General features: G+C 37.7%; 27 protein-coding genes. All 27 read left to right on the plus strand.

The features are described 5' to 3' along the window. The first annotated feature begins 2,041 nt into the window (after positions 1-2,041). The 27 genes from ACLQ7H_RS14405 to ACLQ7H_RS14535 all read left to right on the plus strand — a co-directional run bounded on the left by ACLQ7H_RS14405 (position 2,042) and on the right by ACLQ7H_RS14535 (position 13,430). Positions 2,042-2,344, plus strand: coding sequence for a hypothetical protein (locus ACLQ7H_RS14405; RefSeq protein ID WP_411753256.1), 303 nt, complete (start codon positions 2,042-2,044; stop codon positions 2,342-2,344). After that, positions 2,341-2,661 (plus strand): hypothetical protein, encoded by a 321-nt coding sequence (locus ACLQ7H_RS14410; RefSeq protein WP_411753257.1) that lies wholly within the window; start codon positions 2,341-2,343, stop codon positions 2,659-2,661. Before ACLQ7H_RS14405 ends, ACLQ7H_RS14410 begins: the two co-directional genes overlap by 4 nt. Continuing rightward, complete coding sequence (locus tag ACLQ7H_RS14415) at positions 2,658-3,011, plus strand: hypothetical protein (protein ID WP_411753258.1); 354 nt, start codon at positions 2,658-2,660, stop codon at positions 3,009-3,011. Before ACLQ7H_RS14410 ends, ACLQ7H_RS14415 begins: the two co-directional genes overlap by 4 nt. 166 nt (positions 3,012-3,177) lie before the next feature. After that, positions 3,178-3,408: a hypothetical protein gene (locus ACLQ7H_RS14420; protein ID WP_411753259.1), complete on the plus strand. Its 231-nt coding sequence runs from the start codon at positions 3,178-3,180 to the stop codon at positions 3,406-3,408. After that, the gene (locus ACLQ7H_RS14425; protein ID WP_411753260.1) at positions 3,405-3,713 is read left to right on the plus strand and encodes a hypothetical protein; all 309 of its coding nucleotides are present in this window, start codon (positions 3,405-3,407) and stop codon (positions 3,711-3,713) included. The genes ACLQ7H_RS14420 and ACLQ7H_RS14425 overlap by 4 nt, the downstream gene beginning before the upstream one ends. 225 nt (positions 3,714-3,938) lie before the next feature. Further along, positions 3,939-4,172 carry a hypothetical protein gene (locus ACLQ7H_RS14430; RefSeq protein ID WP_411753261.1) on the plus strand — a complete coding sequence of 78 codons (234 nt, stop codon included), beginning with the start codon at positions 3,939-3,941 and terminating at the stop codon, positions 4,170-4,172. Beyond that, complete coding sequence (locus tag ACLQ7H_RS14435) at positions 4,165-4,500, plus strand: hypothetical protein (protein ID WP_411753262.1); 336 nt, start codon at positions 4,165-4,167, stop codon at positions 4,498-4,500. Before ACLQ7H_RS14430 ends, ACLQ7H_RS14435 begins: the two co-directional genes overlap by 8 nt. An 826-nt stretch (positions 4,501-5,326) precedes the next feature. Further along, positions 5,327-5,953 (plus strand): hypothetical protein, encoded by a 627-nt coding sequence (locus ACLQ7H_RS14440; RefSeq protein ID WP_411753263.1) that lies wholly within the window; start codon positions 5,327-5,329, stop codon positions 5,951-5,953. A 231-nt stretch (positions 5,954-6,184) separates the two neighbouring features. After that, positions 6,185-6,715: a hypothetical protein gene (locus ACLQ7H_RS14445; RefSeq protein WP_411753264.1), complete on the plus strand. Its 531-nt coding sequence runs from the start codon at positions 6,185-6,187 to the stop codon at positions 6,713-6,715. Further along, positions 6,684-6,899 carry a hypothetical protein gene (locus tag ACLQ7H_RS14450; protein ID WP_411753265.1) on the plus strand — a complete coding sequence of 72 codons (216 nt, stop codon included), beginning with the start codon at positions 6,684-6,686 and terminating at the stop codon, positions 6,897-6,899. The genes ACLQ7H_RS14445 and ACLQ7H_RS14450 overlap by 32 nt, the downstream gene beginning before the upstream one ends. Before the next feature lie 177 nt (positions 6,900-7,076). Beyond that, positions 7,077-7,244, plus strand: a complete 168-nt coding sequence (locus ACLQ7H_RS14455; RefSeq protein WP_411753266.1) for a hypothetical protein — start codon at positions 7,077-7,079, stop codon at positions 7,242-7,244. Continuing rightward, the gene (locus ACLQ7H_RS14460) at positions 7,241-7,465 is read left to right on the plus strand and encodes a hypothetical protein (protein WP_411753267.1); all 225 of its coding nucleotides are present in this window, start codon (positions 7,241-7,243) and stop codon (positions 7,463-7,465) included. Before ACLQ7H_RS14455 ends, ACLQ7H_RS14460 begins: the two co-directional genes overlap by 4 nt. Continuing rightward, complete coding sequence (locus tag ACLQ7H_RS14465; RefSeq protein WP_411753268.1) at positions 7,462-7,770, plus strand: hypothetical protein; 309 nt, start codon at positions 7,462-7,464, stop codon at positions 7,768-7,770. Before ACLQ7H_RS14460 ends, ACLQ7H_RS14465 begins: the two co-directional genes overlap by 4 nt. Positions 7,771-7,801: 31 nt before the next feature. Further along, positions 7,802-8,068 (plus strand): hypothetical protein, encoded by a 267-nt coding sequence (locus tag ACLQ7H_RS14470; RefSeq protein WP_411753269.1) that lies wholly within the window; start codon positions 7,802-7,804, stop codon positions 8,066-8,068. 157 nt (positions 8,069-8,225) lie between these two features. Beyond that, on the plus strand, positions 8,226-8,522 hold the full coding sequence (locus ACLQ7H_RS14475) for a hypothetical protein (RefSeq protein ID WP_411753270.1): 297 nt from the start codon (positions 8,226-8,228) through the stop codon (positions 8,520-8,522). Positions 8,523-8,772: 250 nt separating this feature from the next. Continuing rightward, positions 8,773-9,369, plus strand: coding sequence for a hypothetical protein (locus ACLQ7H_RS14480; RefSeq protein WP_411753271.1), 597 nt, complete (start codon positions 8,773-8,775; stop codon positions 9,367-9,369). A gap of 183 nt (positions 9,370-9,552) precedes the next feature. Continuing rightward, positions 9,553-9,927, plus strand: coding sequence for a hypothetical protein (locus ACLQ7H_RS14485; RefSeq protein ID WP_411753272.1), 375 nt, complete (start codon positions 9,553-9,555; stop codon positions 9,925-9,927). Then, entirely contained in the window at positions 9,927-10,184 is a 258-nt protein-coding gene (locus ACLQ7H_RS14490; RefSeq protein ID WP_411753273.1) for a hypothetical protein, read from the plus strand. Before ACLQ7H_RS14485 ends, ACLQ7H_RS14490 begins: the two co-directional genes overlap by 1 nt. After that, a complete protein-coding gene (locus ACLQ7H_RS14495) occupies positions 10,181-10,978 on the plus strand; it encodes a hypothetical protein (RefSeq protein WP_411753274.1) in 798 nt (265 codons plus the stop codon). The genes ACLQ7H_RS14490 and ACLQ7H_RS14495 overlap by 4 nt, the downstream gene beginning before the upstream one ends. Beyond that, positions 10,978-11,253 carry a hypothetical protein gene (locus ACLQ7H_RS14500; RefSeq protein ID WP_411753275.1) on the plus strand — a complete coding sequence of 92 codons (276 nt, stop codon included), beginning with the start codon at positions 10,978-10,980 and terminating at the stop codon, positions 11,251-11,253. Before ACLQ7H_RS14495 ends, ACLQ7H_RS14500 begins: the two co-directional genes overlap by 1 nt. Continuing rightward, positions 11,250-11,543, plus strand: coding sequence for a hypothetical protein (locus ACLQ7H_RS14505; protein WP_411753276.1), 294 nt, complete (start codon positions 11,250-11,252; stop codon positions 11,541-11,543). The genes ACLQ7H_RS14500 and ACLQ7H_RS14505 overlap by 4 nt, the downstream gene beginning before the upstream one ends. A 217-nt stretch (positions 11,544-11,760) precedes the next feature. Then, positions 11,761-12,012, plus strand: coding sequence for a hypothetical protein (locus ACLQ7H_RS14510; RefSeq protein WP_411753277.1), 252 nt, complete (start codon positions 11,761-11,763; stop codon positions 12,010-12,012). Beyond that, complete coding sequence (locus tag ACLQ7H_RS14515; protein ID WP_411753278.1) at positions 12,009-12,278, plus strand: hypothetical protein; 270 nt, start codon at positions 12,009-12,011, stop codon at positions 12,276-12,278. Before ACLQ7H_RS14510 ends, ACLQ7H_RS14515 begins: the two co-directional genes overlap by 4 nt. A 40-nt stretch (positions 12,279-12,318) precedes the next feature. Then, the gene (locus ACLQ7H_RS14520; protein WP_411753279.1) at positions 12,319-12,567 is read left to right on the plus strand and encodes a hypothetical protein; all 249 of its coding nucleotides are present in this window, start codon (positions 12,319-12,321) and stop codon (positions 12,565-12,567) included. Positions 12,568-12,653: 86 nt separating this feature from the next. Beyond that, the gene (locus tag ACLQ7H_RS14525) at positions 12,654-12,839 is read left to right on the plus strand and encodes a hypothetical protein (RefSeq protein WP_411753280.1); all 186 of its coding nucleotides are present in this window, start codon (positions 12,654-12,656) and stop codon (positions 12,837-12,839) included. Continuing rightward, the gene (locus tag ACLQ7H_RS14530; RefSeq protein WP_411753281.1) at positions 12,836-13,111 is read left to right on the plus strand and encodes a hypothetical protein; all 276 of its coding nucleotides are present in this window, start codon (positions 12,836-12,838) and stop codon (positions 13,109-13,111) included. The genes ACLQ7H_RS14525 and ACLQ7H_RS14530 overlap by 4 nt, the downstream gene beginning before the upstream one ends. A 109-nt stretch (positions 13,112-13,220) precedes the next feature. Then, on the plus strand, positions 13,221-13,430 hold the full coding sequence (locus ACLQ7H_RS14535; protein WP_411753282.1) for a hypothetical protein: 210 nt from the start codon (positions 13,221-13,223) through the stop codon (positions 13,428-13,430). Positions 13,431-13,448 lie beyond the last annotated feature (18 nt).

The following is a 13,448-nucleotide window of genomic DNA, read 5'->3' on the forward strand; positions in this document are numbered from 1 at the left end:
CATGTTACATACAGGGGGTAGACATTATCGGGATAGATTTTATTGCAGTGTATGTCAGAAACATTATTCATTACAAGAGGTCCATGTTGGTGATACTATGGGATATTACTGCAATGAAAGAAATCACAGGGTGAGGACTGTGCCGAGAAAAAATAAACGGCATGAGCATAAGAGGGTTTGAAACACCCCCCGCTAATTTTAATACCCCCATGTTTAAAATGCATACCTCTGAGACCCACTTTTTTCAAAGCACCCCAGAGGCTAGCATACCTGTGATGATCACCTATCTAGGCATGATCATGAGCAGGATAAAGATTACTTTTATAGCAGGATTATTTATTTATTTTCTATGGTTAGGTCAGAGTATTATGAAGGCGATGAACCTGGACCTGGATATATAAAATCAGGATATGAGCAATGTGAAATAGCATGTATGCAGTGTATGAATAGAATAGGTGGTCATGTTCTTGTGAATACAAAATTATGTCCTGGTGGTATTGATTATGTTGTAAGATTTCTTGTTCAAAATAAAGTTGGATATTTGTGTGATGAGTGTTACCAAAAAGTGGGATTCAAAATAGGAAAACTTGACCAGGTTAAATTAAAGTGATATACCATTGCTACGATTGTGATGAGGACTTTTACAAATTAACAGTAGGTCATAGGAATCATAAAGTTGAGGTAGATTTGGAAGATGACATTTAGTATTCGGTGCAAACTTTTTGGTCATGCTATTGGGATGGTCTATGCAAGAAAAGATGGAACTGATGTAATTGGCTGTTACAAATGTGGAAAAGTATGGTTATGGAATACTGAAACAGGTGAGTTAATAGAGAAATGACAGTTAGTAGAGGAAAGATTGTAAAGAATCCAGATGAGAACTGCTTTGACTGTGGCAGGCATTTTGATGTATTAGATTATTTTATCTGTATGAATGGTGAGTGGCAGGGGCATTGCATGAGTTGTTTAGAGAAATTGCAGGGTATCACAAAATGCAGTGATGAGGACCATGCCGAACTTGCTAGCAGGAAATATTTCCTATGCCATATCTGCGGTGTGGAACTAGAGAAATGAACTGTCCTAAATGCAAGATGAATATATTATTGGAATTATGGAAAGATTGTGAAATAATTAGATATTCTTGTGAATGTGGTTTTTCAGTTAATAATCCATATTGGTGTGAAATATGAGTTATCGAGAAGCTGAGAAGCGGTGTGTCCGTTGTGGGCACAGGTGGAACCTGCATTACATCGGTGAGAAGGATACAATTGTATGCGATGGTGAAGCATTTCCATGTCCGTGTGTGAAGTTGTATGGGAAGATTAGCATTTTCCCCAGCCGACAGTGAAGTTCCCCATTGGGTGGTCGATGTCAGGGATGGAATTCAATGGGTGTATAACCGAGATCCCGTATACCTTTTGTTCTATGTGAACTTATGAGTATCACCATCCATCCCTGTTTGTAAAATAACCTTGTTTTATTTATTTATTTATAATCAATAATAATTTACTATCTAGTAAATCCTAGTTATAATAAAATAATAAATACTTCTGGAATAAATAACATTTGCCACAATAATGCCGATGCAGCGGACTGCATCAGCTAGCATATAGTATGCTGTATGTTATATAATAATATAGCGGGGCGAAAAAAATAGGGGGTATACAAAATTCAATGATTCCTTGTAAATTAATTTTTAAAAAATAGGAATGTTTATTTAGTTACAAATCTATACTGTTTATACGATGGGAAGACACAGGGTAAGTAATCCAGTGGTCAAAAGGACCATACAGGTTTCAGAGGCTTCTTATAATTTTTTATACAAATATAGGAGTAATGATGCCGAACCGTTTTATCGGGCAGTTGACCGATTAATCGGATATTATAGACAGAAAGACGTTGCCCAGGTTGTTGAACAGTTTGAGCAATGCAAGAGGAATATGGCAAAATTATATGAAAGGATACATGAACTTGAAGCAGAAAAGAAGGCACTTGAGAAGCGACAGAGAAAGATTTCCGAGTATGTGATGGTGGCAAACAAATGAGTATGGGAAAAGAGTCGTTTGAGACCATGCGTGAGATTGGCATGGGTTTCCTGCTTGCTATGGTAAAAGTTTGGGATGCTCGTGGGTTTGATCCAGTTGCTACATACTATGCAGCAAAGAAGATGGAAACAATATTTTTTGAGATACTCAGAGGTATGTGCCCGCCAGAAAAACATGCTCAGTTTGAATCAATGATGCAGGAATTAGATGATATGATGTTACATGAGAAAGAAGATTTTAAGATGCGTGAACAAATTGAAGCAATGGTAAAAAAGATTGGAAAAAGGGGATCATTATGACAGAGTTTGATGATATATTAAGAAAATCTGGAATAGACCCCCGTGATATTGTTAATGCAAGTGATACTCCATTGGGTAAACAGATTGTGCAACTTGCAAAAGAAACATGTTTGAAACTTCACACAATAACATCTACATCTGATGAGATTATGAAAAGATGTGACACACTTACTGGGTATATGGTAAACGAAAGCATGACCTTTATGCAGTTAATAGAATTTATGATAGCAATACAAAAGGGTGTTATGGCACAAGGGTATTCGGCAGCAAGAAATTCAAGCCGTGTCAGAGATGCAGGGATGGAGAAGTTCAGATGACAACCGCACTGACTAATCTATTCTTAAAGGTAGCAGAGATATACAGAAAGAAGCCACCGTCAAACGGTCCTATTGATAATATCAAAAGATACGACTGGAAAAAAGATCCAAAGGGATACAAGAACGAGAGTTCACATTCAGGACTTATTCCATACGGCAGATGCTTTCACTGTGGAAGCCAATACAATAACTATACCACATATACTGCATTTTGCAATGTATGTGAACGGGCAATGCATTACATGTCAAACGGTTATAATTCAGAAGCATCACATGCTCAGCAGGCAATGCAGGATGGAAGGAATCGGGTCTCTGATGACCGTAAAAGAACGAGTGTGTATATGCAATGACATGTGATTTTTGCGTGAAAGCACAGGCAGCAGGAATGATTGCTTACTACAGGATAGGAACGATGCAACTAGGATACGGTAATATTGGATTAACGGGATGCACAAAGCATATCAAACTGGCACTCGACAGACTCAACAAAGCATCACAAGAGGTAAGAGATAGAATATGAATTATTTTGAAGTAAGCATGGTTGTTCTTGGTCTTCTATTATCATGGATTTTTGGATACTATTCGCACATGGCTTATGGTGAAAACTACACATACAACATGAGTGAATCAGAGATGCAGGATGAATGGCTTACACAAACATGCATGAGACTGGCAATAAATTCACCTGATTGTGATATGGTATACGGTGGGATAATGGATAAACCCAGTGAGGGCAAATTGAAATGATAGTCGATGCATTAAATGAAATAACAAAAAGGATTCTTGATATTTCTGAGGACCATGTAAATGATATAATAGAAATGGCGATGCGAGAACTCATCAAATCTGGTGATTTTCATAGCGGTAACTTCAATCCTGAAACACTCAATGAGTTCTATAAAACTGTATTACGTGCATACATCGAAGCACTGGAAATGAAATTTGAACAAAAGTCAACACATGCATTGGATGAAATTAATGACCCTGATGCAATAAGAAGGGCAGAAGCAGATCCGTTGTTCCAGGAATTCAGAAGGAAGTTTGGGATATGAATTTAGATTATTACAAAATCTTTTCTACTCAGCAAAGATACGCTGCCAAATGCGGTGGAACATACTATTGTGGTATATGCGGTAATCCCGCATTTTATTCTGATATAATGAATGCAGATGAATTACTGCCATCATTTAATGTTGTATGCCCAACATGCAAAAAGACATACCAGGACCAGTTCGACAAAAAGAGAAAGCAGTTAATCAAAAAAGGCAAGTTGTAATATGGCAGAGAATAAAAAACTCACTGGTGCTCAAAAAAGTTCAATGGTTTTAAGGATAACCCCTACTCAGAAGATGCGTTTAAAAAACGCATATAGTGAGTATAGAACATGGTGTGCAGAAAACTGGACACCTGCTGTTACATTCACACAATGGGTTCCTGAGTTCTGTATACTGGGATGGCAGGCAACTCTTGAAAACCATAAAGCAAAAAAGAGGTTGGAAAAACATGAATGATTACCAACAAATAGAAAACTACAAGTTTACAGAAAATATTTCAGTAACAAAGCGAATACACCCTGTGTGGTTAGATTGGAGAATGATGCAGGAAATGAAACCTTCTCCATTAACCCTTCACAGGAATACACCCATCTTAGGAAAATATCACTATATTTATACATCAAAGAAGGGAGAAATCAGTCTGGTAGAAATGCCAAATTATTTTCTTGATGGAATAGACCTTTGGGAAATAATGCAGATAGGTAACACAGATTTAGATTGCGATGAAGAAAGATTCCGTTCAAAAGAAGAAGCAGAGAAACGGATTAAAGAAATCCTGGATTGAGAAAGACATGTCCTGCGTGCAACAGTTCAAAATGGAGACACAACAGGTTCGACAATTACTGGAAATGTTTTCGTTGTGGGTATATTCATAAATGAAATGCGATAGATGTAAAAGAGATACAAAGGTTAGCTTCAATACTGATGATCATCTTTTATTTCATTTTGAAGCCAGTTGGAATCATGAAATACAAAATGAAGATGATAAAATAGATTATAGTTTTAAATTATGTCTCAGATGTTGGACTGAATTTAAATTATTCATTGAAAGAGAATTGAAAATAGATGATGATGAACTTGATGAAATAATCTATTTTGATAACAAGAAAAGTGAGATGATGGGTAAGTAATGCCTGGAAGAATAAGTAGAGGTAGGGGTTATGCATGGGAACACAAACTTGCACTATTGGTAAACTCTCTTGAGAACTGGCATTGCAGAAGACTGGGCGGTTCTTCTGCTAACATGCCTGATTTACTCTGTGTTAATAGCAGCATATCAACAATCATTGCAACAGAATGTAAATCATTGATGAGTAAAAAGAAAGGACTTGTATCACTATATGTTCCTCACGACCAGATAGTTCGCTGTATAACTATGGTAGAGATATTTGAGTTATATCGCCATAAAGAAGTAGTATTATCATTCAAATTTGGACATGGGTATAAAAATACATATTTTTTTCAGGTTCATGATAATCTCTGGACAGAGATAAAGAGTGCAAAAAATGTTATTACCTCATGCAGTAACAATGGAGTTTGCAGGATGAAAATACATACACCAGATGAATCAGTAATCACTACACCTTTGATTCGCAGGAGTTCGTTGCTAAGTGGTTGAGTTTGCATGTAAGAACTGCGGGCAATGGGTGGAAGTTGTTGAGAAAAAGAAAGGCATATTTGGAAAATCAAGGATAGAAGTTGAACGCAAACTCTACAACTACCTATCAGGCAAGGGTGGAAAGAAGGGACAGAAACATGATTGCCCTAACAAATACGACAGACCATTCCCGTGCAAACTATGTCAGCAGGAGATATACATTTCATCAACAAAAAAGTATGAGAACGGCAAGAACATGGTGCTCAACTACAGGACAAGTATGTTGAAAGGTGGAATGCAGGATGAAAAACATGTATGCCCTTACCGATTATTTTCTGAGTTTCACAGGGTGCAGAAGGCAGTATACAATCCAATGCGTTACTGTTTGTGGTGTGCTAGTTACTGGAATGAACAGGAATTGATAAACTGTCCTAACTGTTGGGTTAGAAGATGCCGTGACTGTGGACATGAAACAAGACCAGTTGCATATCCGCCAGGATGGACAACCAGTTTGTATAAAAAGGAATGGTATGACAAGATAAAAGATGAGATGACATACTACAATGAAACAGTAATTAATTATTCGTGTGAGAATTGCGGAACAACAAAATCACATGACTATATGCGAGTGTATAAGTAGTATGACTTTGTTATCATTGATGGATGTATTTCCTATGTGGACCAGTTCCAATGAATAGGAAGAAATCAGAAGTGTTGAGGTTTATCAGGGACAACTCTGGTAAATACAATGGTGTCCTTATCACTGACATGTTGAAGATGTGGAAAGGACCACCCGACTTTATTTTTGAAGATTTAGAGTTAGAAGGTTTTATTAAATGGGATAAACGACATCAGGTATGGAAATATGTCGGTGACAATAGGACAGCGAGTAAGAAAAGGAAAAACAAAGTATGAAACAATGCTTCAACAACTTTTCTGGGAAATAGACGTTTATCCTCAGATGGATATGTATGTGTGCCTTAGATGCGGACTGGCATACGAACTACAGGATAGCACCAGGTATCCTACTGCATGCAAGAAATGCGGAGATTTTAAAAAAGATAACAGGTATTTGCAGGGAATGTATATGATGCCTGACCTTATGATAGGCAAGATTGTAATATTTGTAAACGGTCCTATTCATACCAAACACAAGCAGGCAAAGAAAGATGAGCATCAGATAAGGCAGTTACTAAAACTAGGATACATTGTATACGTCTTTGAAAACGATGATGTGTATGAATTGACACAACAGAAAAAGTTTATCGTTCATGCAATGCTGCGATATATCAGCCTGGCAATACTACAGAACTCTTTATATTTTGACTTGTTTATACATGAGAAAGAGATGACAGGAGTGAAATTGATAAATGACTGTATCAGAATCAGCAAGAATACGTGAATTACTACGCACCTTTGAATACAGCGGTGCTATGAGCAGGGAAGAACTTGTTGTTATCCAGGTTCCATCGTCATACTTTCCTGATGAAAAATCACTTGATAAAGCATTAGAGGATGCAGAGGACAAGGACCTTATCGCATTCGATAAAGCAGCAAACAAATACTACCTACCACAATCCATATAAGCCACAAATGTGGTAAGTTAGCCACATGAAATCTAAAAAGAAAAGTGAATCAAGAAGGATTCATACAACTACTGTGGATTTAATACACAGAATAGACCCAGAAGATAAGCCTTTCAACACAAAATTATACAATATTGTGAGAAAGTATGCAATAAGCATTGGAGTGATTGCCGAGCAATGACACAACTCACAGATATTGGTGACAGACTGAATGCGTTAAGAGCTGTTTATGCAGAAATGCATTTGAATGATGAGTATAAAGAATTGGACATTGGTGTGAAAATGATTATTGCTGCTGCACTTGTGGAACTTGTGAAGATAGAAAGGGAGAATCAAAGAAGATGACAACAGTAAAATCAACTGGCAAGTTTATAACGCATCCAGAACATTTCACCGTAGTCCAATTGTTCGGTGAATACAGCAAGAACAAGACGGAACAGACCAAACTTAAACTCAATACATTCCTGAATCTACTCAGTGTCAAATACGGATATGACTGGACAACACATGAGATTAAAATCGATACAGGAGAAATAATGCAACGGCACAAGGGGATTGAAGAATGATTGAAGACAAAAGCACAGTCAAATCACAAAGTCCGCAGACCAAAAGAGTATTCGCAAATAAATACATTGAAGAAATTGAACCAACAAATAAGCAAGAGTTTATCACATACAGACAGACTACAGAAATCTGGACAAATGCAGGATACAAAGTCGTTGGTATCCGCTATGGAGATGCTGCAAGTCGCAGTGTCACAGTTGATATTAGAAAAATCATTGAAGAAAACAAACCGTTACCAAAAGTAAAACATGATGATACAGAATTGATACTTGATAAAGAACGAAAGAAGTTGAGCAAAAGAAAATGAGTGAAGATGGACAACCAGATGAGCAAAAGGAATGGGAAGATTTGGAAGGAGAGGATTTACCAGAAGAATGACAACCAGATTTGCTGTTAACATAATTGGCTACATCGATGATAGCCTGGACAAATACACGGCAGAACAGTTGGAGAAAATGCTATCTGTTGAATCAGTGACACATTGCTTTGAACCATTGAAGACAGTTGCCGTTATATGCAAAAAGATACCTGCCGATTCAGTATCAATAGATGCGGGCAAGGTGAAGAAACACTACAAAGTAAAACTAAGTGAGGGTGGAAAATGAATCTTCCTAAAATTGTAAATGATATGTGGATGACCAGACTATTATTCTACAGACCAGATCCGATAGGTTATTGCATCATTCAAATGGATATGCATAGAGTTGTAGAATATTCCAAACTCTCAGTTGAAGAGAGACAGAGATTGAAAGGCTATACGAAATGAATCCAATGACATCTGACGAAATCATGAGCAAGCTGCATGAGTATGAAAGAATCTATTACAAGTTTCATAACTCAGTGCCAGAGTGGATGTTTGAGGAATTGAAATACAAGCATGGCAAGGACTTTTCGCAACTAAAAGAAATGTTTGAATATTCACTAAGAGTTGTTGGAAGTGATAAAAGCAGGTTGGATGCAAATGTATCATTAAGGTGGAATATATCTAACCATATCATCAAATACAAACCACTGTTTGACATTATGGAGAAACTGGCAGAGCAAAAACTAGAAAACTAGATAACTTTATATACCCATTTTTTTATATATATTTGACGATGATGACTAAGCAAATAGTTAAGGCTAGTGGCGACTATCAAATCGCTACCAAAATTAGCAAGAAAGTTCATTCTTTGCTGAAATCTCATTGTGCCCAGGAAGGTGGCAAAATGAGAGATTTTACAGAAGCGGGATTGATACTTGTCTTGAACAAAAGTAAGTTGCAGGTTCAGAAGATTCTTGACGACTTTGAGAAGGGGGCGTATGCATAATGGGTCTAGGACAAAAGGAAGAAGTGGCATTATGGTCACCTGTTATCAACAAGTCAACAGGAAAGGCGTATGCGGGACTTGAGAGATGTTCCAGTCTGGCAAAGTTAGAAGAGGAAGACAAAGTATTATCGGACCTCTTAGATGAGAAATTAAATGCATGGATGGCAGAAGGCGATGTGGAAGCAAAGAAAGCAGAACTAAAGGATTTCAAAAAGGGATTTAACTACAAGCACACCGATGGATTCACATACAAGATTATCCAGTTTGATAATGGCAATTTTGCATTAAGTCGTTCAAAGCAGGGTTCATATCAAAAAGGTGGATACAGCAAAGGTGCAGGATATATACATCTACGAACCGTCACTGCAAAGGAATGCAGGATTGAACACATTGCAGAAATCATTGACAACCAGGGTGATAATGACAACTGGGAAATAATACAACTCCAACCAGATACAAAGGGTGATAAATTCTTGTTACTTAACAAGAGACCATATAAACCATCAGCAGATGATACCAGTGGCAGCGAAACAAAGACCGAAAGTAAAAGCGAAACTGAAAGCGAAGAAGAAACAGAGTCCACAACTGTCGAGTAAGGAACTCGACTTAGGACTCAAGCCCGCAAACGAGATTACGGAGAAAGACGACTTGCAATTTGAACTAGGTAGACTTAGAACCCTGTTTGAGATGTGGGATTACGACCTGCTATACAACGGTGTAACATATCATCTCTTAGTAGACCCTCTTAATAGAAACGTTAGCATGGTGGCACAGAAATAATGGCAACTGTCCAGGAAGAAAAACCAAAGGTAGAGATACGTGATATAAAGTCCAGGCGTATTATCAAACTACTTTTTCATAACTGTCCTTTGTGTAAACTAAAGATTTCAATGTTTGAACAGGTCAAAAACGATGACGGCAAACAGTATTTCCAGTTAGTCCAATACGGTGCTAATCCAGACGGCACAGGATATGAATCGTATTACTGCCAGTCATGCGATAGATTCTTTATGATGATTATAGGTGCAGAACCGATTATGGCAAAGTATGAATTCAAACCTGCAAACGAGAAACCAAAGCAAGGCGGTGGTGGAATAGGCGATTTGTTTGCCCAGATATTCGGTGGCGGTGGCAACGGTCAGGGCGGTCTATAATGAGTAAAACAATATTCAAATACAAATGGGCAGACACGGTTCAGGTTCCAATAGGTGCAGAAATATTACATGCCGATTTTCAGGGAACAGATTTAATGTTCTGGGCACTTGTTGATCCAGATGCAGAATTGGAATCAAGAACTCTAATATTGGTTCCAACAGGGCATATAACAGTCCCCGATGAACTCAACATGAGATATATTAACACAGTGTTTCAAGGGCAGTATGTTTGGCATTTGTTTGAGGAATCAAAATGAGTATCCAGGTAAGAGAGAAAGAGCAAAAATCATCTGGTTTCAGCATGGGAGAAATCACACTCCCTGACCTGAAATCAAAATCAAGTGCAATTAAAATCGATACCAGTAATAAGAACATGGAGAAAAAGAAGGAAAGCAAGATAGAGAAGAAAAAGGATGAACCAAAGTTCTTCTACGAACTGCTTGAGGAATCATGGCACAATGGAATTAGAAGCAGGAAACACACGGCAAACGACTTTCCAGATTCAGAGTATACATACTACTGTCCTATATGCTGTGTATGCGAATTACTTGAATTGATTCCGCATTATGACCAACGTGGTGAACAACAAGACCATGATCAGATGATATATGCACTTAGAGAGAAAAAAGTAAAGTTCATTGATAGAGATGTGATGGTGTCTATACCTGACAGTCATTATTACAGTGGCGGTCATGACATAAATGAATACAATGAACCATTGCTAGCATATTATATTGCATCAATGTATTGCGATAATGATTTTGAAAACAGCGGAACGAACCCATCGAGACTCAGACTCAATAATCTTGATATTGCAAGAATATTAAAAGAGCAGTTATATGATAAGAAGATACCACAGTTACCAAAAGAAGAAACAAGAAACATGTTTGATACATGGGCAACACCACGTATGCAACATATACCATATCCATCAGGACCATTCACAGTTACAATGACAGATTTGAAACTAGGTGATTCATCCTATGTATCAAGACCATCATCATCATTCGGTGATCACGGTGATAACGATGAGGAAGAAGATGAGGAATAATGCCAATAGGAATTAAGAAAAAAGAAGAAGTAGAACCACCAAAGAAGCAGGATTCACAGTTTAATCCTGCTGATAGTGATGGTCTATGGTCAGAAGTTCCCAGGCAGAGTGCAGGTATAGGCGTATACAAATTGTGTGAGTGCAAAGATAAGCAGAAGCCAGTGCACAGACAGGTAATCGGTGTAACTAGATTCTGGTGTATGGTATGTGGCAACGATTTGACATATAATGATGCATCAGAATACATGTATAGAGAAGGGGCGAAACCATTTTGACACGTATCATGGAAGACCCAAACGAATTCTTTGCCAGTGCATCAATGTTGAAAAGTCAGATAGGACCAATACTGACACGGGTTATGCGTTCAGAAGACAGTATAGACGGATTCATCCTGGTGTATTATGTGCTAAGTAAAATGAAACTTGATATAGCTGAGGGAATGCGTGCACTGTCTAACGATGCAACACAGTTTGAAAAAGAGCTTTCCATAATAGATGAAATGATGAAACACGACCCAGATTTGCAAAGGCTTAGAAATCAAATGAATGAGAAACTAGGGAAATGAAGATGCAAATTTCATTCGGATTAGAATGCGGTGATATTATAAAAGAGAACAAAGATTATTGCTGGAACACAGACAACATTAAAGACAATGAAATACAGGTATCAAAATACGAATCATTCATCAACTTCAACAAGCCAGGCAATATGCTGATGTGCACGAAGTGTGCTGATTATCGCAGAATAAAAAGAATAAGTGTGATGGTTACGGAGTTTGACACATGAAGTTCAAGGTAACATCGTGGGTAGACTTGCAGAATAACATGGCAGAATTCAGGATGCGTGAATGTGATGACAATCCTATGGTAATGCCAGGACAGATTGAACTTGCAGAAATAAGCACAGTGGCAGGGACATTGCATAACTTTAGAAATTGCAGGTTAATAGGCAAAAGCACGAAATATATTGATAATGGGGTGCTCGTTAATCCATATATTTATAGATATGATTCTGTTGAGGAAATAGTAACATGAAACACTTTATCGAAGATAAATTAGGCTATGTGATATTGAAGGAAGCAGACAAAAAACACGGATACACAATAACAAAGCAGGATAACAAATGTCTGGCATACGTAATCAGATGCTTTAACGACAGGATACAAAAGTTGGAAATGGAATATACAACAAGAAAGGAAAAAGGAGAATCAATAGCACAGGATGACATGGATGAACTGGACTACACGAAAAGGTTGAAAGACGAATTTGAGTATATCAGGAACGCAGCCCTTAAAGAGTGAACTTAAAATTTACTTTGCAATAGGAAGTGATGACGACCTAATGCTAGTGAAAAACATCAGGATTAATCTTGTTCATGAAGTATTCGGAAAGTTCTCAGTTAATGGTAGAGATGAATGGATAAATGCAGGATATACACAAGTCAAAGCGATAAAGACATGTGATGCGTTACACATAATTGGTAAACATCCAGATCCAAATGAGAACGGAGAGATGATAATCCCGATGTCAAACATCTCAATGTTGAGAGTAGACTGGATGCCAGGAAGCAGAGACCCGACTAAAGCATGATAATCAACGTAGACGACAAATATGCACAGATGATAATAGATGGGATGGATTTACTGATTAGAAACTATGATGAGAAGGGATACACAATGGATCAGATACCAATGATGGTAAACTTAGCAGTGCAGTTTCGTGACAAAGCAAGAGAGTTGATTGCGAAAGGTGATGACCCAGATGAGAAGTTTGCAAAAGAGCATCCAGAGTTCACACAACCACCAAAGCCAGGACAAAAATTCGTTATGGGCAAAGGCTATGTGGATGTAAAAGAGAAATGAAGATTCCAGAATCAATTAAGACAAACAGTCCCGCAGAAGCAGCAAACTATTTCCTGCAAACAATGAAGATACAGGGCGTAGTTGATGAGGACCTGACACTGCCTGCATTTCTAATCGATATGATGAAAACAGATTTGCTAAGTCAGCGTGCATGGACAAGGGAAAACAACAGCGAATACAATGTAATGAAAATAATGTATGGATGGATAATGGGCTATGCAATCGGTAAAGGCAAATGCAGGAACCCAGTAACATGGAATTATTCACTATGAAAACAGAGAAAGAGATACGTGAAAAGGTTGAAGTGGTAATGAACACACTAAAGAGGACTGAGGATCCTCAAAAGATATTGACAATGGCAGCAATTTTGAGGGAGTTAGAATGGGTTCTGGAATAAAAGAAAAAGAATTCAAACCAGATACAGGGATGGTCCAGATACTTCAAGACAATGTTGATGTATGGACAGGTGCAGTGCTAAGGGCAAAAGAGTATTTGAGAATAGAAGAGTTGAAACTAAAAAGAGCAAAAAAGAAACTTGACACCTATGTGAAAACAGGAAAATTGCTAAGTGAGGAAGAACTGAGAAAATGAATACAGCAATAAAGAATC

This window comes from Serratia sp. (in: enterobacteria) (genome assembly GCF_046715635.1).
Classification (GTDB): domain Bacteria; phylum Pseudomonadota; class Gammaproteobacteria; order Enterobacterales; family Enterobacteriaceae; genus Chania.

Bases quoted from the DNA above. Each gene is read 5' to 3' on its own strand.
- ACLQ7H_RS14425 (WP_411753260.1), top strand. From the start codon at position 3,405: ATGATAGTCGATGCATTAAATGAAATAACAAAAAGGATTCTTGATATT.
- ACLQ7H_RS14405 (WP_411753256.1), top strand. From the start codon at position 2,042: ATGAGTATGGGAAAAGAGTCGTTTGAGACCATGCGTGAGATTGGCATG.
- ACLQ7H_RS14520 (WP_411753279.1), top strand. From the start codon at position 12,319: ATGCTAGTGAAAAACATCAGGATTAATCTTGTTCATGAAGTATTCGGA.
- ACLQ7H_RS14435 (WP_411753262.1), top strand. From the start codon at position 4,165: ATGAATGATTACCAACAAATAGAAAACTACAAGTTTACAGAAAATATT.
- ACLQ7H_RS14460 (WP_411753267.1), top strand. From the start codon at position 7,241: ATGACAACAGTAAAATCAACTGGCAAGTTTATAACGCATCCAGAACAT.
- ACLQ7H_RS14465 (WP_411753268.1), top strand. From the start codon at position 7,462: ATGATTGAAGACAAAAGCACAGTCAAATCACAAAGTCCGCAGACCAAA.
- ACLQ7H_RS14525 (WP_411753280.1), top strand. From the start codon at position 12,654: ATGGATCAGATACCAATGATGGTAAACTTAGCAGTGCAGTTTCGTGAC.
- ACLQ7H_RS14490 (WP_411753273.1), top strand. From the start codon at position 9,927: ATGAGTAAAACAATATTCAAATACAAATGGGCAGACACGGTTCAGGTT.
- ACLQ7H_RS14415 (WP_411753258.1), top strand. From the start codon at position 2,658: ATGACAACCGCACTGACTAATCTATTCTTAAAGGTAGCAGAGATATAC.
- ACLQ7H_RS14455 (WP_411753266.1), top strand. From the start codon at position 7,077: ATGACACAACTCACAGATATTGGTGACAGACTGAATGCGTTAAGAGCT.
- ACLQ7H_RS14515 (WP_411753278.1), top strand. From the start codon at position 12,009: ATGAAACACTTTATCGAAGATAAATTAGGCTATGTGATATTGAAGGAA.
- ACLQ7H_RS14530 (WP_411753281.1), top strand. From the start codon at position 12,836: ATGAAGATTCCAGAATCAATTAAGACAAACAGTCCCGCAGAAGCAGCA.
- ACLQ7H_RS14475 (WP_411753270.1), top strand. From the start codon at position 8,226: ATGAATCCAATGACATCTGACGAAATCATGAGCAAGCTGCATGAGTAT.
- ACLQ7H_RS14480 (WP_411753271.1), top strand. From the start codon at position 8,773: ATGGGTCTAGGACAAAAGGAAGAAGTGGCATTATGGTCACCTGTTATC.
- ACLQ7H_RS14485 (WP_411753272.1), top strand. From the start codon at position 9,553: ATGGCAACTGTCCAGGAAGAAAAACCAAAGGTAGAGATACGTGATATA.
- ACLQ7H_RS14510 (WP_411753277.1), top strand. From the start codon at position 11,761: ATGAAGTTCAAGGTAACATCGTGGGTAGACTTGCAGAATAACATGGCA.
- ACLQ7H_RS14450 (WP_411753265.1), top strand. From the start codon at position 6,684: ATGACTGTATCAGAATCAGCAAGAATACGTGAATTACTACGCACCTTT.
- ACLQ7H_RS14470 (WP_411753269.1), top strand. From the start codon at position 7,802: ATGGGAAGATTTGGAAGGAGAGGATTTACCAGAAGAATGACAACCAGA.
- ACLQ7H_RS14500 (WP_411753275.1), top strand. From the start codon at position 10,978: ATGCCAATAGGAATTAAGAAAAAAGAAGAAGTAGAACCACCAAAGAAG.
- ACLQ7H_RS14430 (WP_411753261.1), top strand. From the start codon at position 3,939: ATGGCAGAGAATAAAAAACTCACTGGTGCTCAAAAAAGTTCAATGGTT.
- ACLQ7H_RS14420 (WP_411753259.1), top strand. From the start codon at position 3,178: ATGAATTATTTTGAAGTAAGCATGGTTGTTCTTGGTCTTCTATTATCA.
- ACLQ7H_RS14410 (WP_411753257.1), top strand. From the start codon at position 2,341: ATGACAGAGTTTGATGATATATTAAGAAAATCTGGAATAGACCCCCGT.
- ACLQ7H_RS14535 (WP_411753282.1), top strand. From the start codon at position 13,221: ATGGGTTCTGGAATAAAAGAAAAAGAATTCAAACCAGATACAGGGATG.
- ACLQ7H_RS14495 (WP_411753274.1), top strand. From the start codon at position 10,181: ATGAGTATCCAGGTAAGAGAGAAAGAGCAAAAATCATCTGGTTTCAGC.